The organism is Streptomyces sp. GL_141 (genome assembly GCF_057834385.1).
In genome coordinates this window covers 6,760,974-6,779,894 of sequence record NZ_CM174402.1, presented here as the reverse complement: position 1 = coordinate 6,779,894, position 18,921 = coordinate 6,760,974, and the positions used below count along the sequence as shown (strand labels likewise).

The 18,921-nt window shown below is 73.1% G+C and carries 18 protein-coding genes and 1 pseudogene; 13 read left to right on the top strand and 6 right to left on the bottom strand.

The window, feature by feature from the left end; translation table 11 throughout:
- Nucleotides 1-22 precede the first annotated feature (22 nt).
- On the top strand, nucleotides 23-1,345 hold the full coding sequence (hmgA, locus tag AC3IX6_RS30125; protein ID WP_489366301.1) for a homogentisate 1,2-dioxygenase: 1,323 nt from the start codon (nucleotides 23-25) through the stop codon (nucleotides 1,343-1,345).
- A gap of 10 nt (nucleotides 1,346-1,355) precedes the next feature.
- Nucleotides 1,356-2,156 carry a GntR family transcriptional regulator gene (locus tag AC3IX6_RS30120; RefSeq protein ID WP_489366299.1) on the top strand — a complete coding sequence of 267 codons (801 nt, stop codon included), beginning with the start codon at nucleotides 1,356-1,358 and terminating at the stop codon, nucleotides 2,154-2,156.
- A gap of 27 nt (nucleotides 2,157-2,183) precedes the next feature.
- Here the strand turns inward: AC3IX6_RS30120 and AC3IX6_RS30115 are convergent, their stop codons facing one another.
- Entirely contained in the window at nucleotides 2,184-2,345 is a 162-nt protein-coding gene (locus tag AC3IX6_RS30115; protein WP_385373620.1) for a hypothetical protein, read from the bottom strand.
- Between the two features lie 170 nt (nucleotides 2,346-2,515).
- Here AC3IX6_RS30115 and AC3IX6_RS30110 point away from each other — a divergent pair, with 170 nt between their 5' ends.
- Nucleotides 2,516-3,652, top strand: coding sequence for a type ISP restriction/modification enzyme (locus AC3IX6_RS30110; RefSeq protein WP_489371604.1), 1,137 nt, complete (start codon nucleotides 2,516-2,518; stop codon nucleotides 3,650-3,652).
- A 156-nt stretch (nucleotides 3,653-3,808) separates the two neighbouring features.
- Nucleotides 3,809-4,907 (top strand): annotated as a pseudogene (locus AC3IX6_RS30105) (barstar family protein).
- A 121-nt stretch (nucleotides 4,908-5,028) separates the two neighbouring features.
- Here the strand turns inward: AC3IX6_RS30105 and AC3IX6_RS30100 are convergent.
- Nucleotides 5,029-5,979, bottom strand: a complete 951-nt coding sequence (locus AC3IX6_RS30100; RefSeq protein WP_489366298.1) for a hypothetical protein — start codon at nucleotides 5,977-5,979, stop codon at nucleotides 5,029-5,031.
- A 126-nt stretch (nucleotides 5,980-6,105) separates the two neighbouring features.
- Here AC3IX6_RS30100 and AC3IX6_RS30095 point away from each other — a divergent pair, with 126 nt between their 5' ends.
- Nucleotides 6,106-7,317 carry a CaiB/BaiF CoA transferase family protein gene (locus tag AC3IX6_RS30095; RefSeq protein ID WP_489366297.1) on the top strand — a complete coding sequence of 404 codons (1,212 nt, stop codon included), beginning with the start codon at nucleotides 6,106-6,108 and terminating at the stop codon, nucleotides 7,315-7,317.
- A 75-nt stretch (nucleotides 7,318-7,392) separates the two neighbouring features.
- Here the strand turns inward: AC3IX6_RS30095 and AC3IX6_RS30090 are convergent, their stop codons facing one another.
- Complete coding sequence (locus AC3IX6_RS30090; RefSeq protein ID WP_030720225.1) at nucleotides 7,393-7,662, bottom strand: hypothetical protein; 270 nt, start codon at nucleotides 7,660-7,662, stop codon at nucleotides 7,393-7,395.
- Nucleotides 7,663-7,949: 287 nt separating this feature from the next.
- Between AC3IX6_RS30090 and AC3IX6_RS30085 the strand changes: the two genes are divergently transcribed.
- Nucleotides 7,950-9,647, top strand: a complete 1,698-nt coding sequence (locus AC3IX6_RS30085; RefSeq protein ID WP_489366295.1) for a serine/threonine-protein kinase — start codon at nucleotides 7,950-7,952, stop codon at nucleotides 9,645-9,647.
- Nucleotides 9,648-9,711: 64 nt separating this feature from the next.
- On the opposite strand, the gene AC3IX6_RS30080 is transcribed toward AC3IX6_RS30085, so the two are convergent.
- The gene (locus AC3IX6_RS30080; protein ID WP_489371603.1) at nucleotides 9,712-10,512 is read right to left on the bottom strand and encodes an SGNH/GDSL hydrolase family protein; all 801 of its coding nucleotides are present in this window, start codon (nucleotides 10,510-10,512) and stop codon (nucleotides 9,712-9,714) included.
- A gap of 218 nt (nucleotides 10,513-10,730) precedes the next feature.
- Between AC3IX6_RS30080 and AC3IX6_RS30075 the strand changes: the two genes are divergently transcribed.
- Both AC3IX6_RS30075 and AC3IX6_RS30070 read left to right on the top strand, forming a co-directional pair.
- Nucleotides 10,731-11,831 carry a DUF5925 domain-containing protein gene (locus AC3IX6_RS30075; RefSeq protein WP_489366293.1) on the top strand — a complete coding sequence of 367 codons (1,101 nt, stop codon included), beginning with the start codon at nucleotides 10,731-10,733 and terminating at the stop codon, nucleotides 11,829-11,831.
- Nucleotides 11,832-11,981: 150 nt separating this feature from the next.
- Nucleotides 11,982-12,524, top strand: a complete 543-nt coding sequence (locus AC3IX6_RS30070) for a heme-binding beta-barrel domain-containing protein (RefSeq protein WP_489366291.1) — start codon at nucleotides 11,982-11,984, stop codon at nucleotides 12,522-12,524.
- Nucleotides 12,525-12,781: 257 nt separating this feature from the next.
- Here AC3IX6_RS30070 and AC3IX6_RS30065 read toward each other — a convergent pair whose 3' ends face one another.
- Nucleotides 12,782-13,174, bottom strand: a complete 393-nt coding sequence (locus tag AC3IX6_RS30065) for a GntR family transcriptional regulator (RefSeq protein ID WP_489366289.1) — start codon at nucleotides 13,172-13,174, stop codon at nucleotides 12,782-12,784.
- Nucleotides 13,175-13,246: 72 nt separating this feature from the next.
- Between AC3IX6_RS30065 and AC3IX6_RS30060 the strand changes: the two genes are divergently transcribed.
- From AC3IX6_RS30060 to AC3IX6_RS30050, 3 genes are all read left to right on the top strand, one after another.
- Nucleotides 13,247-14,194 carry a GNAT family N-acetyltransferase gene (locus AC3IX6_RS30060; protein ID WP_489366287.1) on the top strand — a complete coding sequence of 316 codons (948 nt, stop codon included), beginning with the start codon at nucleotides 13,247-13,249 and terminating at the stop codon, nucleotides 14,192-14,194.
- A 36-nt stretch (nucleotides 14,195-14,230) separates the two neighbouring features.
- Complete coding sequence (locus tag AC3IX6_RS30055) at nucleotides 14,231-14,713, top strand: ribonuclease FAU-1 family protein (protein ID WP_489366285.1); 483 nt, start codon at nucleotides 14,231-14,233, stop codon at nucleotides 14,711-14,713.
- Between the two features lie 240 nt (nucleotides 14,714-14,953).
- The gene (locus AC3IX6_RS30050) at nucleotides 14,954-15,982 is read left to right on the top strand and encodes a lytic polysaccharide monooxygenase auxiliary activity family 9 protein (protein ID WP_489366283.1); all 1,029 of its coding nucleotides are present in this window, start codon (nucleotides 14,954-14,956) and stop codon (nucleotides 15,980-15,982) included.
- Nucleotides 15,983-16,024: 42 nt separating this feature from the next.
- Here AC3IX6_RS30050 and AC3IX6_RS30045 read toward each other — a convergent pair whose 3' ends face one another.
- Complete coding sequence (locus AC3IX6_RS30045; protein ID WP_489366281.1) at nucleotides 16,025-16,885, bottom strand: esterase/lipase family protein; 861 nt, start codon at nucleotides 16,883-16,885, stop codon at nucleotides 16,025-16,027.
- A 267-nt stretch (nucleotides 16,886-17,152) separates the two neighbouring features.
- Between AC3IX6_RS30045 and AC3IX6_RS30040 the strand changes: the two genes are divergently transcribed.
- A complete protein-coding gene (locus AC3IX6_RS30040) occupies nucleotides 17,153-18,256 on the top strand; it encodes an ABC-2 transporter permease (protein WP_489366279.1) in 1,104 nt (367 codons plus the stop codon).
- A complete protein-coding gene (locus AC3IX6_RS30035) occupies nucleotides 18,253-18,918 on the top strand; it encodes an acetate uptake transporter (RefSeq protein WP_489366278.1) in 666 nt (221 codons plus the stop codon). Before AC3IX6_RS30040 ends, AC3IX6_RS30035 begins: the two co-directional genes overlap by 4 nt.
- Nucleotides 18,919-18,921: the final 3 nt, after the last annotated feature.

Here is an 18,921-nt window from a genome sequence, read left to right as displayed (position 1 = left end):
TACGGCAGACCGGGAGCGTGCAATGAGCGGCGGCAGCGAGCAGGCCAGGAAGACGGCGGAGGGGCTGGAGTACCTCACCGGCTTCGGCAACGAGCACAGCTCCGAGGCCGTGCCCGGCGCGCTCCCCATCGGGCGGAACTCGCCCCAGCGCTCCCCCCTCGGCCTCTACGCGGAGCAGCTCAGCGGCAGCGCGTTCACCGAGCCGCGCTCCCACAACCGCCGCTCCTGGCTCTACCGGATCCGCCCCTCGGCCGCGCACCCGCCCTTCACCCGGACCGGCAACGGCGCCCTGCGCTCCGCGCCCTTCACGGAGGCCCCGGCCGACCCGAACCGGCTCCGCTGGAACCCGCTGCCCGACCCGGCCCCGGGTACGGACTTCCTGGCGGGCCTGTGGACCCTTGGCGGCAACGGCGACGCCACCCAGCGCTCCGGCATGGCCATCCACCTCTACTCCGCGAACGCCTCCATGACCGACCGGGTGTTCAGCGACTCCGACGGCGAGCTGCTGATCGTCCCCGAGCGCGGCGGTCTGCTGCTGCGCACCGAGTTCGGCCTGCTGAGCGCCCGACCGGGCGAGATGGCGCTGATCCCGCGCGGGGTCCGCTTCCGCGTGGAGCTCCAGGACGAGACCGCCCGCGGGTACGTCTGCGAGAACTACGGCCGCCCCTTCGAGCTCCCCGACCTGGGCCCCATCGGCGCCAACGGGCTCGCCGCCGCCCGCGATTTCCGTGCGCCGGTGGCCTCGTACGAGGACGCCGAGCGTCCGACCGAGGTGGTGAACAAGTTCTGCGGCAACCTCTGGACCGCCACCTACGACCACTCCCCGCTCGACGTGGTCGCCTGGCACGGCACGCACGTCCCGTACGTCTACGACCTGCGCAGCTTCAACGTCCTCGGCTCCATCAGCTACGACCACCCCGACCCGTCCATCTTCACGGTGCTGACCTCGCCCTCCGACACGGCGGGCCTGGCGGGCGTGGACTTCGTGGTCTTCGCGCCGCGCTGGCTGGTCGGCGAGGACACCTTCCGCCCGCCGTACTTCCACCGCAACGTCATGAGCGAGTACATGGGGCTGATCGACGGCGCCTACGACGCCAAGGCGGAAGGGTTCGTGCCCGGCGGCGGCTCGCTGCACAACATGATGTCCGCGCACGGCCCCGACCGGGAGACCTTCGACCGGGCGAGCGCCGCCGAGCTGAAGCCGCAGAAGATCGACGACGGCCTGGCCTTCATGTTCGAGACCCGCTGGCCGATCACCGCCACCGCCCAGGCGGCCGGCGCGGACCACCTCCAGGGCGGATACGACGACGTCTGGCAGGGGCTGGAGCGCCACTTCCGCGCCTAACATCACGAGCATGCCGCGCGGCGCCGCCGCCGCGCCCACACCGTCCTACGGAGAACCACCCGTGACCGCCTTCGCCCCCGACTCGCTGGTACTGAACCGGAAGCTGCCGCTCTGGTACCAGGTCTCCCAGTCGCTGCGCGCCTCGATACTCGGGCGCACGGCGGACGCCTCGCTGCGCCTGCCCACCGAGGAGCAGCTCGCCGAGCACTACGGGGTGAGCGTGCTGACCATGCGGCAGGCGCTCAAGGAACTGGAGACCGAGGGGCTCATCAGCCGCCACCGGCGGCGCGGGACCTTCATCGAGCCGACGGCGCTGCGCGGGGCGCCGGTCCAGCTGCTCGGCTCGGTCGACGCGATCGTGGCGCAGCAGTCGGGCGACCGTACGACGATCCTCGGGCACGAGCGGACGGCGGTGCCCGGGGAGCTGCTGGAGCACTTCCCGGACACCGCCGAGGTGGTCACGTACCGCAGGCTGCGGCACGACAGCGAGAGCGGTGAGCCGACCAACTGGGCGGAGAACGCGGTGCGTCCGGAGCTGGCCGACTCCATCGACCTTGCGGACCTGGAGCGTTGGCCGATGACGAAGGTGCTGCGGGACATCGTGAAGGTGGACATCAGCCGGATCACCGACACCGTGGAGGCACGGCTCGCCGACCCCCTCACGGCCGAACTGCTCCAAGTGCCGTTGCTGAGCCCGATCCTGCACTACACGGGCGTCACCTACGACGGCTCCGGCCGGGTGGTCGACGTGGCGCGGATCCGGTACCGCGGGGACCGCTTCTCCTTCACGGTGACCGTCGACGCACACTGACCCGCACACTGACCGCCCCGGTCGCGTCTACTTCTGATCGTCCTCCGTTCCGCGCTCGCCCTCCGCCTGGGACGGCGTGGTCCGCTGCGTCTGGACGTGGCGGAGCTTCTTCTGCTTCTCGTCCAGGTCCTCGTCGAGCCGCTCCCCCTCGGCCTGCGACGGGGTCGAGTACTCGTCGTACTGGCTCATGTCCGCCTCCGGGTCGTCTGGCGGGCCCGGCTCCGTCCGGATCCGGGCAGATCCCTACATAGGGAGCCTAACTCTCCGGCCTGGACGCGGCCCGGTCACCGGGTGGCGTCGCTACCATCGGCCGGGTGAGCGCTGACGCATCCCCGCGGGACCCGCTGCTGAACGATCTGATGCCCTGGGCCGTGGGCTCCCTGCGCCTGGGCCGGGCCTGGGTCGCGGCCCCCGATCCGGCGACCCTGCGCGCCCGGTGGGCCGCCCTGGCCGCCGCCGAGGGCTCCGAGCGCGAGCGGTTGTTCCGCCCGACCCGGGCGCGGACCACCGGCGCCGGTGCGGCGGCGCTGCCGGGTCAGCGCGCCGGTTCCACGGCCCGCTTCGCGGACACACCCGGACCCCGCCCCGACCCCGTACGGATCCTGCGCGAGCCGTTCGACGAACAGTGGCTGCTGCCCGACCAGCGGCTCATCGACCTGGCCCGCCCGGAGCTGTGGCGGGTGCTGGACGAGCACCAGCTGTTCGCCGTGGAGCCCGCGCAGCCGGGGGCGCTGCTGGTCACCGCGCACCTCCCGGCCGGCCGGCTCGGCCGGATCCGCCCGCTCCACCGCCGCCCGGGCGGCGCCGAGCCCAATCTCGCCCCCGGGCTGCAGCACCTGCTCGGCGAGCGGTACGGCACCTGGGTCACCCCCGAGGACGTGCTCTGCTGGATCCTCGCCGCCGGCCGCCCCGGCCCCCGGGGGTACGAGGTCCCCCTCACCGCCGACGCCACGCGCTGGCGGGCCGGGCTGGAGCTGGGCCACCGGCTGCTCTCCGTCCGGCTGCGCGGGGCCCGCGGCGGCGAGGCGCCCCGGCTGCCCGGCGGGCGCCGGCCGTACGTCCGCTCGGCGCTGCCGGCGTGGCCGCGCGGGCTCTCGTACGACCCTGAGAGCGAGACGCTGACCGTCGGGGACACCGGGGCCGTGTCGCCCGTACCGGCCGGGGCGTGGGAGTACGAGGTCCAGGGCGTCCGCGTCCTGGAGTCCTGGTTCGCCGCCCGGCTCGCGCACCGGGACCCGGAGGCCGAGGGGCTGGACGCGGTGGGTCCGGCGGAGTGGCCGCAGGGCTGGACCTCGGAGCTACTGGCCCTGGTGACGACCCTGGCCCTGCTGGCCGAACTGGAGCCGGAGCGGGCGGCGTTCGAACTGGGCCCGGCGCTGACCACCACCGAGCTGCGCGCGGGCGGCGTGCTGCCGCCCCCGGACTGGACCCGCCGACCGGCCTCGGTCCTGGACCACCAGGAGGAGGGCCCGGGCGGCCAGTTCGCCCTCCTCTGACCCCCGGATCCCTCACGTGCGGTGCAGTGGGCGGGCAGCCCTGCGGGGCAAAGTCCCCCCGCCCTTCCACCGTTCCCCGGGCTCTGCCCGGACCCACACCTCAACGGCGGCGAGACGGGGGAACGCCCGACTTCGGCGTCGGAGCATGGTCGGGGCATGATTCCCCCCGTGCATGAGGACGAGAACCATCGCGGGCGCATGCGGTACACGCTGACCGGAACAGAGCACGGCCACGCCTGGGGCGTCTGCGTCGAGGCGGAGGGCCTGTTCGGGACCCCCCGGCGCGGGACGTACGGAATGCTCGACTGGGTACCGGACCGAGCTGAAGTACGTGGCTGGGTCGGCAGCCGGGTCTGGCTGGTACCGGACGACGAGGCACTCGGGCCCTGGCTGCTGGAGGACGCGGAGAGCCTGGGGCAGCTCGCCGGGGCGGACGGTCTCGTACTCACGGGTCTGGACGACTACGAAGGTCCGCCGGAGGGGCATACGGGTCACGTCCGCGTGCACGACGGGCACCGGTGGCTGGGCTCGTGCCAGGACTTCGCCCGCGTCCTGCCGCATGAGCAGGCGGCGCCCCCGCTCGTCCTGCGGGGATTCGAGCCGGGTGATCAGCTGCGGGCGGCGCTGATGAAGGGCACCCGGCGGGCGCTGGACCTGGGGGAAACCGCCCTCGAGATACGAGACGACCAGGGCGAGCCGCTCTCCCAACGCCTGCTGTGGACCCGAGTCAGCGCCTGGCACCCCTCCTCTCTACGGGGCGGATCTGATCGACCTGGAGCTCGACGGAGAGCTCTTCACGCCGCTTTCCGACCACGCCCGGCCCGTCTGGGAGCGATGGCTTCCCGGACCGCCGGACACCCAGGGCACCTGGAGCGACCTCGACACCCGACTCCGCGGGGCCTGGCTCGAACTCGTACGAGAGCGAGCCTGCCTACGCACACACCATGCCCGGCCGGCCGGGCACGCATACGAACTCGACGGCCACCACATCACCGATGAAGCGGGCCTCTACCTGGCGCTCGGCGAGGCCGTGAACGGGCCGGGCGGCTATTTCGGCGGCGGCCTGGACGCCCTGGACGACTGCCTTGGCGACACGTTCGGCTTCACCGCCCCCGCCACCCTGCTCTGGCGGAACGCCGCAACCGCACGCGAGCACCTGTCCCAGACCCTGACCCCGGACGGCCGGCCCTACGACCTGTTCTCCGAGGTCCTCGACGTCCTGTCCGGGGGCGGCATGCACGTCACGCCGGCGTGAGCTCCACCCGGTCACCCGGTCACCCGGCCCCACCCCCCGCCCCCGACCGCCGGACGGCTGAACAGGCTGCGCCCGGGTCGGGGACGGGGTGGGGTGTCGGCAGGGCAGCGGGCCCACACCGTCACGGAACCGGGACGACCGGCACCTGGACGGTCCGCGGGAACGCCGCGGGGCCGCCGGCGTCGAGGGCGTCCGCCACGGTCAGCTGGACGTCGGCGGCGAACCGGCAGCCGATCGCGGCGATGCCGCACACCCGGTAGCGGACCACGACGCTCCGCTCGGAGCCCGCGGGCACCGCGCCCACCGCTTGCGGCACCGGGCCGGTCCGGGTCACCCCGGGGGAGCTGGTGGCCGCGTCGTTCAGGACCACCCCGAAGGCGTCCCCGGGTCCCGTGTTCCGGATCCGGTACTCCACGCTCAGGGTCCGGGAGAGGTAGTTGAACGGGCCTCCCCAGAAGGCACGGTGGGTCACCGCGATCGCGGGCTGGAGGGGGTCGACCGAGCCCGTCAGGGTCAGCGTCCACGGCCGGCCGGCGCCGACGGAGATCCCCGCGCCGATGCTGAACGTGCCCGAAGCGGTGGCCTGGCGGTAGGAGTTGCCCGGCGTGGTGTCGGAGACGACCGTCCAGGTGCCGGCCCCGCTGATGGTGGTCCCGGAGTAGGTCATGGTCGGCGCGGCGCAGCTTCCACTGCTCAGGGCCAGGGTCAGGGTGCCGCGCGCGTTGGTCAGCGTGACCCGTCCGTCGTCGCCCCGCAGCGCCGCCTGGGTGCCTCCGACGCTGACCGGGAGGTCGAAGGCGAGCTGGCCGGGCAGCGAGGAGAACTGCCCGGCGGACACCGACTGGCTGCCGGTGACGCGCCGCGTCTCGGTGAGCGGTCCGCTCGTGCAGTCCGCCGCGAGGCTCGTCACGTTCCCGTTGGTGTGGGAGACGGACACGTTCAGCGGCGTCGGGGCGAGGCCCGCGGCGGGCGCCGGAGCGGCCCCCAGCGCGAGGCCGGCGACCAGAGCTATCACCACGACCGCCGCCCGCCGGATCGGGGAACGGGTATCGAGGGCGGTCGGGCGTCTCATGGGCAACCCTTCGGTGCGAGTCGGTGAACGACGCGCCACACCATATGCAGACGAACCATCACAAATGTGGGATGTCGACACCCTGTGTGATGACAGATCCCCCTCCGGGCCGGTAGGCAGACGGTCATGGAACCCGACACGCACCCCAGCGACCCGCTCCCCCTCGACGGCATCACTGTCGTCTCCGTCGAGCAGGCCGTCTCCGCGCCCTTCGCCACCCGTCAGCTCGCCGACCTCGGCGCCCGGGTGATCAAGGTCGAGCGGCCCGACGGCGGGGACTTCGCCCGCGGCTACGACACGGCCGCGCACGGGCTCGCCTCGCATTTCGTGTGGGCCAACCGGGGGAAGGAGTCGATCGCGCTCGACCTCAAGGACCCGCGCGGCCGGGAGGTCCTGCACCGGCTGCTCGACGGCGCCGACGTGTTCGTGCAGAACCTCGCCCAGGGGGCCGCCGCCCGGCTCGGGCTGGACTCGGCCGCGCTGTGCGCCCGCTACCCCCGGCTGGTCGCGGTGGACGTGTCCGGCTACGGGCCCGAAGGTCCGTACGCCCACAAGCGCGCCTACGACATGCTCGTCCAGTGCGAGGCCGGCCTGGTCTCGGTGACCGGCACCCCGGAGCAGCCGGTCAAGGCGGGGATCCCGGCGGCGGACATCGCGGCCGCCATGTACGCCTTCTCGGGCGTGCTCGCCGCCCTGCTGCGGCGCGGGATCACCGGGCGCGGCGGCAGGGTGGAGGTGTCGATGCTCGACGCGCTCGCCGAGTGGATGGGGCATCCGCTGCACCACACGATGCACGGCGGGGAACAGCCGGTGCGGACGGGCCTCGCGCACGCGGTGATCGCGCCCTACGACGCCTACACGACGGCGGACGGGGACCGGGTGCTGCTGTCGGTGCAGAACGACCGGGAATGGCGGCGGCTGGCCGAACAGCTGCTGGAGCGGCCGGAGTTGGCCGAGGATCCGGGGTTCGCGACGAACTCCGCGCGGACCGCGAACCGGGAGAAGACCGACGCGGTGGTCGCCGAAGCGCTGGGCCGGCTCGGCGCGGACGCGGCGATCGAGCGGCTGGAGGCCGCGGGCATCGCCTGCGCACGGCTGAACTCGGTGGCGCAGCTCGCCGCGCACCCGCAGCTGGAGGCCCGGGACCGCTGGCGGGAGGTGGGCTCGCCCGCGGGCCCGCTGCGGGCCCTGCTGCCGCCGATCGGGCTGCCCGGCGGCGCGGCACCGCACATGGGTGCGGTGCCCGCGCTCGGCGAACACACCGAAGCCCTTCTGCACGCCCTGGGGATGACGGGCGAACAGATCACGGCATTGCGCCGGGACGGTGTGGTTCGCTGACTGGGCAGGGTTGATCAGGCCGGGTACGAAGCGGCGGCACTGCGGGGGCGGTAACGCCCCCTGGAGACCGGACGGTTACGAACGGCGGCTGCCGAAGAGGGTGCGCCGCAGTCTCCGCAGTGGCGCGAAGAGCGAGACGCGCGCGCTCCGGCTCCGCAGCCGGTGCGTGTGGTCGCGCGAGGTGAGCTCGCGCATGAGCAGCGTCGCCTCGGCGGTCTCGCGGTGCGGGACGGCGGGACCGCCCAGCACGGCGAGGTGGCGGTCGAGGCGCGAACTGGTCGCACCACTGCCGCATGTGATGGCAGGCACGCGAGGCGGCCTGCTGCGCATTGCTATCTGTTCCATGTCTCTCCCCACCCGTATGAGGGCACCCGGCCCACCGGGCAGGGTAACCCTATCGTCCCCACGTCGTGCGCGGGTATCCCGGTGGTGTGAATTGCCCGTGTGGCGAGCGGGAGTTGACGATTACTCAGCGGAGTCGATCGTCACTCTCCGCGAAATCCGGCGCGGTTCGGGGGACCTGGAACCGCATCGGCACCAACTGCGTGACTCCTGTCGCGACCGGAGCCACGGCGCGCGCTCTGCGCTAACTTGGAGTGATCGTCCGGTAACGCTCTTGGGGGCGCGCGTGAATGAGGCTTTCGGTGACTGAGTCCACGGCGAACGGGGACGGCGCCGGCGACCGTGTCATCGCCGGACGCTACCGCCTGCTGGGCCCGCTCGGCCGCGGCGGGATGGGCATGGTGTGGCGGGCCCGGGACGAGGTCCTGGGCCGCGAGGTCGCCGTCAAGGAAGTGCGCGCTCCGGCCGGGATGGACGAGGCCGAGGTGGCCCGGATGTACCGGCGCCTGGAGCGGGAGGCCTGGGCCGCGGCCCGCGTCTCGCACCGGGGCGTGGTCACCGTCTACGACGTGGCCACCGAGGACGGCCGGCCCTGGATCGTGATGGAGATCGTACGGGGACTCTCGCTCGCGGAGGTCCTGGAGGGCGACGGGCCGCTCACCCCGCAGCGGACCGCGCACATCGGCGAACAGGTCCTGGCGGCGCTGCGCTCCGCACACGAGGCGGGGGTGCTGCACCGGGACGTCAAACCGGGCAACGTGCTGATCGCCAACGACGGCCGGGTGGTGCTCGGCGACTTCGGGATCGCGAGCCTGGAGGGCTCCACCGCCATCACCATGACGGGCGAGGTGGTCGGGTCTCCCGAATTCCTGCCGCCCGAGCGGGCGTTGGGGTGCGAGCCGGGTCCCGGCTCGGACCTGTGGGCGCTCGGCGTGATGCTGTACCTGGCCGTGGAGGGGGTCTCGCCCTTCCACCGGGAGTCCCCGGTGGCCACGCTGCGGGCGGTCGTGGACGAGGAGTTCCCGGCGCCGCGGCGGGCCGGGCCGCTGACGCCCGTCCTGGAGGGGCTGCTGGTCAAGGATCCCGAGCGGCGGCTGTCCGCGGCCGAGGCGGCCCGGATGCTGCGCATCATCGGCGCGGGAGGGACCGTACGCGCCTCCGGCGGGCCGGTGTCCGGCCCCGCGACGGCTCCGACGGCGGGGCCGGACGACCCGACCTCCGTGGTGCAGCACCGGTTCGGCCACCCCACCCCGCCGCTGCCCGCACCCGGTACCGGGTCGGCGCGGACGCTTCCCCCGGAGGACGGGGGGACCGGCGGGAACGGGGCCGGGCTGGTGCTGGGCGGCGGGATCGTGGTGCTGCTCGCGGTGGTGATCCTGCTGGGATGGCTGCTGCTGAAGGACCGCGGCACGGGCGGGGACGGCGGTGCCGGAGCGACGACGGCCCCGACCCTCACGCAGAGCGCTCCGCCTTCTCCGACCCCTTCGCCGAGCGCGTCCCCGTCACCCTCCGCCTCCCCCTCGCCCTCCCCTTCGGCGACGCCGCCGCCGGGGATCACCCTGTCCGCCGTCCAGGCCGTCCGGGACTCCTATCGCGGCGAGTGCCCGGCGCCCGCCACCGAGGCGCCCGCCTTCACCGCCACCGTGGCGGTGGACCGGACCCCGGCGGTGGTGGAGTACCGGTGGGCCACGCGCAGCGGGCAGACCTCGGGCCCCGGCTGGCGGACCCTCGCGTACCCGGCGGGCGGGCCGGGGAGCGTACGGCTGGACCACACGGAGCTGACGCACGACCCGGACGCGACCTTCGAGGACGCGGTGCGGCTGGAGATCCGGGCGCCGTCGGAGACGGCTTCGGCCTGGCTGGAGTTCTCGGTGACGTGCGAGGAGGAGACCCCGACGGGCGGGGCCTCCTCCCCCGGGACGTCCGGTGGCACGTCCGGACCGACCGCTTCCCCGTCACCGAACCCGGGTCCGACGGCCAGCCCGTGACGCACCGGTCCGCGACGCGCCAGCCCGTGACGCGTCAGGCCGCGACGTGTCGGCCGGTGACGCGTCAGGCCGCGTTGGTGAAGACGGGCAGGTAGCCGCCGGACTGTCCGGCGGCGGTCGGGTGGTAGGACTCGCCGATGTTCAGCCAGTTGACGCTGTGCAGCCACGAACTGCTGGAGCAGATCTCGTGCCCGGTGAAGGCGCCGGCGACCGAGGCGAAGGCGAAGCCGTGGTTGGCGGCGCGTTTGGCGATGGCGGCGTTGAGGTAGTCGGAGGCGCCGTTGATGGCCGTGCGCTCGCCCTCCGACAGCCCGGCCACGCAGGTGCCGTTCAGCTTGTAGAAGCGGGGATAGCCGAGGACGACCACGCGGGCGCCCGGGGACCGGCTGTGGATCGCGTTGTAGACCTGGTCGAGCTGGCCGGGGAGGGTGGAGTCGACGTACGCCTTGGCCTGGTTGACCCGGCTGACGCACGTGGCTTCGGACTGGAGCACACAGGTGGTCATGACGTCGGAGAATCCCGCGTCGTTGCCGCCGATGGTGATGCTGACGAGGTCGGTGCCCGCGTTCAGCGGTGTGAGCTGGCCGCTCATCACATCACCCGTACGAGCGCCCGAGCAGGCGGCGAAGGAGAAGGTCTGGGGGGCGTGTGCGGCGGCCCAGAGGGCCGGGTAGGCGCGGGTGGTGCGCTTGCAGTTCCCGCTGGCGCTGTCGTAGTTGCCGGCGCCGACGCCGGAGGAGTAGGAGTCGCCGAGGGCGACGTAGCCGAAGTCGGCGGCGGCGGTCGCCTGACCGGCTCCGAACAGGGCCGCGCCCGCGGCGAGTAACAGGGCAGAGGCCAAGGCGGCGAAACGAGGCATTCTCATGCTCATGTGTGCGGCTCCTTGTGGGGGGTTACTCCGGAGTTACTCCTGAGTCCGTGGTACAAGGAACCGAGGTCGGCTGGAAGTGTCCATGCCAAGAATGTTCGGGGCGGACATGCGGCGCGAATCTTCACCCGCACGGCGTTTGAAGAGGGAATCCCGCCACCCGATCCAGCGAAACACGGGTGCATGAGGCCAGTTCGTGCCGGATCATGGGCGCCATGCCAGCCAACCCTCAGGACGCGCTGCCGATCCGGCTCAACGTCGACGACAGCGACTCCCCGTCGGACGTCGTCGACGCGCTGTTCCTCGGCCGCTTCGCGTCCGGCGAGCAGCCCCACTCGCACAGCGTGTCGATCGACCGGGTCAAGCCGGGCGTGACCCTGCTGCCGTCCGGGGCCACGGTGTTGCGCTCCGCCCGCGACAGCGACCGCAGCGCGACGCTCGCCGAGGGCGAGGGCTGGACCATGCTCGTCTCCCGCTGGAGCCGGGGTGCGGACGTCACGGTGACGGCGGTCAGCGAGGAACTCGCCGCCGGGGTGCTCGGCGAGGCCACGGAGGGCGCGCAGGACGAGCCCGAACCGCAGCCCGAGAACGTCGCGATGGGCTTCTGGTACGTCTCCCCGCGCCGCGGCCCCTACCGCACGACCCGTCAGATCGCGGCCGGCACCTGGGAGGAGGTGCGGCCCAACTACACGGCGCCGGTGGCCGGGGCGATGGACCGGCTGATGAAGGTCACCCCCGACGACATCGCCGGCCGGCTGCTCCTGCTGCACGGCCCTCCGGGCACCGGGAAGACCTCCGCCCTGCGCACGCTCGCCCGGTCCTGGCGGGACTGGTGCCAGGTGGACTGCGTACTGGACCCGGAGCGGCTGTTCAACGACATCGGCTACCTGATGGACATCGCGATCGGCGAGGACGAGGGCACGGCGAAGAGCCGCTGGCGGCTGCTGCTGCTGGAGGACTGCGACGAGTTGATCCGCGGCGAGGCCCGGCACACCGCCGGGCAGGCGCTGTCACGGCTGCTGAACCTCACCGACGGCCTCCTCGGCCAGGGCCGCAACGTCCTGGTGGGCGTCACGACCAACGAGGATCTGGAGCGGCTCCACCCGGCGGTGGTCCGGCCGGGGCGGTGCCTGGCCCGCATCGAGATCGGCCGGCTGACGCACCGCGAGGCGGTGGACTGGCTCGGCACCGACGAGGGCATCTCCCGCGAGGGCGCGACGCTGGCGGAGCTCTACGCGCTGCGCCGCGGCGCGTCCGGACCCGCCGCGCTGCTGCCGCCGCAGGGCCACGACACGGAGGCGGGGATGTACCTGTAGCCGCGGCCCGTTCGTCGGCCCCCGACCCGCGGGTCCCACCGCGCGGGGCGCGCACGGGTCCGCCGCGCACGGCGAGGACAATGGGGCGCGGCCGAAGGCCCCCACCGGCCGTCCGCACCTCCGGGGGACCCACGAACAGGAGAACGCACCGTGCTCGAACCGGCGCAGGAGAATCCCTTCCCCGACAGCCACGTCCTCGGCGAGGGCCCCGAGCCGCACCCGCAGCTCCAGCCGGTGCTCGGCCTCATCGGACGCTGGCACGGCCGGGGCAGCGGCGAGTACCCGACCCTGGAGCACGGGTTCCGGTACGAGCAGGAGATCAGCTTCAGCCACGACGGCCGGCCCTTCCTCGTCTACGAGTCCCGCGCGTGGCTGATCGACGACTCCGGTACGGCCGTGCGCCCCGCGGGCCGCGAGACCGGATGGTGGCGCATCCTCCCGGACGCCTCCGTCGAGGTCACCCTCGCCCACCCGACGGGCATCGTCGAGACGTACGTCGGCCGGATCTCCGGTACGGAGATCGAGATGGCCACCGACACGGTGGGGCTGACCCCGCGGGCCAAGGAGGTCACCGGCATGCGGCGCCGGTACGCGCTCCAGGAGGGCGGGCTGACGATCGTGCAGGAGATGGCCGCGGTGGGCCAGCCCATGCAGCACCACCTGCAGGCCCGGCTGTTCCCGCGCAAGGACTGACCGGCGGGGCGACTTCGAACAGGTGCGGCCCCGGACAAGGGCCGCGTCGAACAGGTGCGGCCCCGGACAAGGGCCGCGTCGGACAGGGGCGGCGTCGGACAAGGGCCGCGTCGGACAGGGGCGGCGTCGGACAAGGGCCGCGTCGGACAGGGGCGGCGTCGGACAGGGACGCCGCCTGACAGGGCCGCCGGCCGGTGGTGCCGACCGGGCCGACCGCGGCAGAGCGGGCCGACCGTGGCCGAGCGGGTCCGGGTGCGTCAGTCCGCGTACCGCGCGCGCAGCGCGTCCAGCGCCGCCGCGGTCGCCTCGTCGAAGGTGAGGCCGAGGCGCCGCGCCCGCTCCGCGTAGGCCTGCGCGGCGGTGGCCGCCTCCCGGGCGGGAGCGTCACCGGACGCCGCGACGAACGTGCCGTTGCGGCCGCGCGTCTCGATCACGCCGTCCGACTCCAGCGCCCGGTACGCCTTCGCGACCGTGTTCGCCGCCAGCCCCAGGTCCTCCGCGAGCCCGCGGACCGTGGGCAGTTTGAACCCGGCCGGCAGCCGGCCCGTCCGCGCCCCGGAGGCGATCTGGGAGCGCAGCTGCTCGTAGGGGGCGGCGGCGCCCGCCGCGCCGTCGATGCGGATCTTCAGGTGCGGAGAAGTCGAGGTCACGCGGCCGATTGTCCCCCATCCGCCGGGAAATTCGCAGGCGCGGGACCTCCCTGCGCCCCTACCGTCGCCCACGTGATCACAACCATCCGGGATCTGCGCCCCACCGACCCGACCGACGCCGAGTCCGTCGTACGGGTGCGCCGCTCAGCCCTCCCCTTCATGATCAGCACCGCCCTCGGAGTGGCCTTCGAGGTGGCCTCCGCCCACCCCGACAAGCGCTACCGGCTCCTCGTCGCCGAGAACGCCGACGGCCTCGTCGTCGGCACCGCCCAGGTCGGCATCGTCTACGACAGCCCCGAACCGGGCCAGGGCTTCGTCAACGCCTACGTCGACCCCGCCCACCGCGGCCTCGGCGCCGGGGCCGCCCTGCTCGGCGCGGCCGAGGAGCACCTGGGGGCCGAGCGCGCGAAGGACGCGTACGCCTGGGTCCTCGACGAGCCCCCGCACCGCGCCTTCGCCGAACGCCGCGGCTACCGCGCCTCCCGCTCCGCGCACTTCCTGCGCCTGGACCTCGTCGCGACCGCGATCCCCGCCCTCCCCGGGAGCCTGCCGGCCGGGACCGAACTGCGCACGGCTTCGGACTTCGCCGCCGATCCGCGGCCGCTCTTCGAGGCCGACGCGGCGGCGAGCTCCGACGAACCGGGCGACGTACCGCAGGACTTCGACGACTACGAGGACTGGCTGCGGCACACCTGGAACCACCCCTACCTCGATCCGGACCTCACCACCGTGGTCCTGGTCGACGGCAAGGTGGCGGCCTTCACCGCCGCCCACACCGACGGAGCCACCCGCTACTCCTCCGCGATGACGGGCACCCTGCGCGCGTTCCGCGGCCTGGGACTGGCCCGGCTCGCCAAGGTCGACTCGCTGCTGCGGGCCCGCGCGGCGGGCTACACGGAGGCCTTCACCGGGAACGACACCGCCAACGCCCCGATGCTCGCGATCAACAGCCGGCTCGGGTACGAGGTCTGCGCGACGGAGACCCGCTTCGCCAAGCGGCTCCCGACATCGGACCATTGAACGAAACCAGAGAAACAAGGAACCGGAGACACCCCGATGACCGAGCAGTTGACCGTCACCCTCACGAAGGCGGGCCGTACGAAGATCCGTTACCCGGCCGACCTGGTGGCCGACACGGGCACCCGGATCACCGTACGGGCCCCCTGGGCGGCCCCCGGGGTGCGCGACTTCGGCTTCGTCCGCTTCGAGCCGGGCGACGTGTTCACCGAGCACTTCTGGCGCGACCGCTGGTACGCGGTCAAGGAGGTGCGGACGGGCGAGGGCGTCCTCAAGGGCTGGTACTGCGACGTCACCCGCCCGGCGTCGGTGCGGGACGGGGTGATCCTGATCGAGGACCTGGACCTCGACCTGTGGGTATCGGCCGACGGGAGCGCGGTGCTCCGGCTCGACGAGGACGAGTTCGCCGAGAGCGGGCTCGCCGACACCGATCCCGAAGCGGCCGCCCAGGCACTCCTGGCCCTCGACGCCCTGGACGCCCAGGCCCGTTCGACGGCCGGCCTGTCCGCCCTGCTGGCCTGACCCCGGGCCCGCCGGGGTGCTTTCTGTAGGCCCCGCTTAGTGGCTCCTTAACGGGGCCCTAAGGATCGCCTCCTGGGCCCCGAACCCGGTGGAACCCGGCTTCCGGGCGGTTAGTTTGGCTGGGCCAGGGAGGGCCGGAGGCGGCGCCGCGAACCCGTGAGGGGCGGCGCCGCACAGCCCCGGTCCTCCGGCGCACCCACGACTCGCGCAGCCCTGTGCCGTGCCCAGAGGAGATCCACCATGCCCGCACGCCGTACCGCCGCCCGCATCGCAGCCGGAATCGCCCCGCTCGCGGTGGCCGCGTACGCCGTCGCCCCGGCGGCCGCCCACGGTTCGATGACGGACCCGGTCAGCCGGGTGGCGGCGTGCTACGCGGAGGGTCCGGAGTCCCCGAAGTCCGCGGCCTGCAAGGCGGCGGTAGCGGCGAGCGGGGCGCAGGCGTTCTACGACTGGAACGCGGTCAACATCGCCAACGCGGCCGGTCAGAGCAAGGCGCTGATCCCGGACGGACAGCTCTGCTCGGCGGGCAACGACAAGTACAGGGGGCTGGACCTGGCGCGCGCCGACTGGCCGGCGAGCCCGATGGCGGCGGGCGCGCACACCTTCCGCTACAAGGGGACCGCCCCGCACAAGGGCTCCTTCGAGCTGTACGTGACGAAGGACGGCTACGACCCGTCGAAGCCGCTGAAGTGGTCCGACCTGGAGGCGGCGCCCTTCGCGAAGGTCACCGACCCGGGGATGCAGAGCGGCGACTACGTCTTCTCCGGCACCGTCCCGAACAAGACCGGCCGGCACCTGATCTACAGCGTCTGGCAGCGTTCGGACAGCCCCGAGGCCTTCTACACCTGCTCGGACGTGGTCTTCGGGAAGGACAACGGCGGTACGGGCGGCAAGCCGGGCACCACGCCGAGCACGAAGCCGAGCTCCAAGCCGAGTGCGAAGCCGGGTGCCACGCCCTCGCAGCAGCCGTCGCAGGAGCCCTCGCAGGAGCCCTCGCAGCGGCCTTCGGCCCCCACCGACCAGCAGATCTCCGAAGGCGCCGACAAGTCCACGGTGGAGCACCACGGGCACGGGGACAACGACCCGAAGACGAACGGCGGCGCCCCGTCCCCGATCCCCTCGAAGAGCGGGAACAACCTCGCCGAGACGGGCGGCAGCGCCGCCACTCCGGCGATCGCGATCGCCGGAGCCGGTGTCCTGGCCGTCGGCGCGGCCGTGCTGTTCGGGCTGGCCCGCCGCCGTGCGACCCCGGGCCGCCACGGCCGCTGATGAACCGGGCGGGCGGCCCTCCGGGGCCGCCCGCCCCTGCCGTCAGGAGAAGACCGACGCGCAGGTGGTCCGGTCGGCGTGCGCCGGGTCGAGGGCGTTCTCCGCCTCGTGCCAGGCGATCCGGTCGGTGAGCCCGATGGCCACGTGCTCCGAGAGGTCCACGGGGCACAGGTCCTGGAGCAGCACGTTGCGGACGTTCGGCCCGCTGAGGAACTGGCTCCGGTACGGGGTCACCACCTCGTCGTAGCGGGTGGCGATCACCGTGTACGCGACTCCGGGGACGGTGTCCCCGCCCTCGTTCAGCTTGTTCAGGAAGGGCGATCCGGCGATCTGGTCGGCGAGGCCCGGGGTGGCCTCGCTGATCAGGTCCCCGGCCCCGGGGAAGTACGGGAGGAGCTTGGTGAGGCCGAGCAGGGTCGTCCCGTGGTTGTCGGGGGCGAGTCCGACCAGGGCGTTGACCTTGGCGGCGCCGCCGAGGAACTTCAGGTAGTAGCGCGGCATCATGCCGCCCTGGGAGTGGCCGACGATGTCGGTCTCGGCGGCACCGGTGGAGGCGAGGACCTTGTCCACGAAGGTGTCGAGCTGTCCGGCGGACTGCTCGATGGGGCCGAGCCCGTTGAAGAAGGGGACGCCGGGCAGTTGCCCGTAGTCGAGGGAGTAGACGCAGTAGCCCCGGTGGACGAGGTACGGGGCGAAGCCGAGCCAGTTGTCGACGGAGTTCCCGAAGGTTCCGTGGACCAGGACGACGGGCCGGGGGTGGGCGGCGGACGGTTTGCACGACCAGTTGTTCCAGCCGCTGCTCGGCGCCGAGGCGGCCTGGGCCGCTTGGGTGGGGGCGACGAGCGCGGCGGCGGTCAGGGTGAGGACGGCCAGCGGGCGGAGCAGGCGTCTCCAGGGCAGCATCGTGTGATCTCCTTGCGACTCAAGGGGAGTAACGAGGGATGGCGCGGGAAGTACGTGGGGGTGCATCCCGTGATCCGGATCACAAGGTGGTGCTGCAGCCGCTAAATTACGGGCGAGTAGCAAAACTGGGAAGTTACGCGGCGGTAAAAAATCCGCGGCGCGCCCTGGTGGCGTCCTCGCGGCGTCCTGGTGGCCCACCCCGATGGCCGTCATCCATTCGGCCCTCCCCTGCTGCGCCGGACGCCCGGTACGCCGAGCGTGTGAGACATGACCCAGCCCACCCACGCAGACCCAGGGCAGTCCGGCGGTTTCCTCGCCGAGATCAAGGACGCCGTCACCACCCGGGCCGCTCTCCTGGTCCTGGGCGTACTGGCGCTCCAGCTCGCCTTCATCACCTCGTACGTCGGGGCCTTCCATCACCCCAAGCCCAGCGAGATCCCGATCGCCGTGGCCGCGCCCGCCCGGCCGATCGCCGAGCAGACGGCGAAACAGCTCTCCGCGCTGCCCGGCAAGCCGCTCGACCCCCGTGCCGTGCAGGACGAGGCGACGGCGCTGCGGCAGATCCAGAACCGGGACGTGGACGGCGCGCTGATCATCGACCCGGCCGGCACGACCGACAGGCTGCTGGTCGCGAGCGGCGCCGGAGCCTCCCTCTCGCAGGCCATCGAAGAGGTCGTCGGCGTCGTCGAGAAGACCCAGGGGCGCACCGTCCGCGTCGTGGACGTGGCTCCGGCGGCCGCCCAGGACGGGCGCGGGCTGAGCTCGTTCTACCTGGTCGTCGGCTGGTGCGTGGGCGGCTACCTGTGCGCCGCGATCCTCGCGATCAGCGCGGGCGCCCGGCCCGCGAACGTCCACCGCGCCATCATCCGGCTCGGCGCCCTGCTGGCGTACTCCATCGCGGCCGGGCTGCTCGGCGCGGTGATCGCCGACCCGATCCTGGGGGCGCTGCCCGGCAGCATCTGGGCCCTGTGGGGGCTCGGCACCCTCGTCGTCTTCGCCGTCGGCGCGATCACCCTGGCCTTCCAGGGCCTCGCGGGCGTGGTCGGCATCGGCCTGGCGATCCTGCTGGTGGTGGTGCTCGGCAACCCGAGCGCCGGCGGCGCGTACCCGTACCCGCTGCTGCCGCCGTTCTGGAAGGCCATCGGCCCGTGGCTGCCGCCGGGCGCGGGCACGTACGCCGCGCGCTCGATCGCGTACTTCAAGGGCAATGACATCACCGGGCCGCTGCTGGTCCTGAGCGGCTGGGCGGTGCTCGGCTCCGCGATCACGCTGGCCTGTGCGGCGGGCCGCAAGGGCAAGGCGGGAGCCGCGGTGGGCAGCGGGCTCCCCGAGGGTCCGGACGCCCTGCCGGAACGGGAAGCCGTGCGATGAACAATCCCATCCACGTCCGCAACCGCCAGGGCCCGGCCGAACAGGCCGTCTCCGTCAAGCGGATGGAGCCCAGCGCGCAGGCGCAGCTGGGCGCCCTCGGCCTCACCGGCTTCATCGTCGTCACCACCATCGCCACCGGCATCGACGCGGGCATCTTCCCCGAGAAGCTCGGCCACTCCGTGCTGCCGCTGGTGGGCTTCTTCATCGGCGGGCTCGCCCAGCTGCTGGCCGGGCTCTTCCAGGCGCAGCGCGGCGACACCTGGCACGCCACCGTCTTCGGCGGCTTCGGCCTGTTCTGGATGGCGAAGGCCTGTCTGCTCCAGTGGGTGCTGCCGGCCACCGATCCGGCGCTGCGCGGGGACGTGAGCGGGCTGTTCACGCTGCCGTGGGTGTTCGTGGTGTTCGTGCTGTGGATCGGCAGCTGGCGGATCCACCTGGTGCTGCTGTCCACCTTCACGTGCGTGCTGGTGGTCTTCGTGGCCATGACGGTCAGCGGGTTCACCGGCTCGGTGATCTGGAACCGGATCACCGGCTGGAGCGGACTGCTGGCCGCGCTCGGAGCCACGTACCTGCTCGCCGGACAGATCATGGCGAGCACCTGGGGCCGCCAGGTGCTGCCGATGGGCCGCTTCCTCGCCCCCGAGGAGCACCCGGAGGCATGAGGC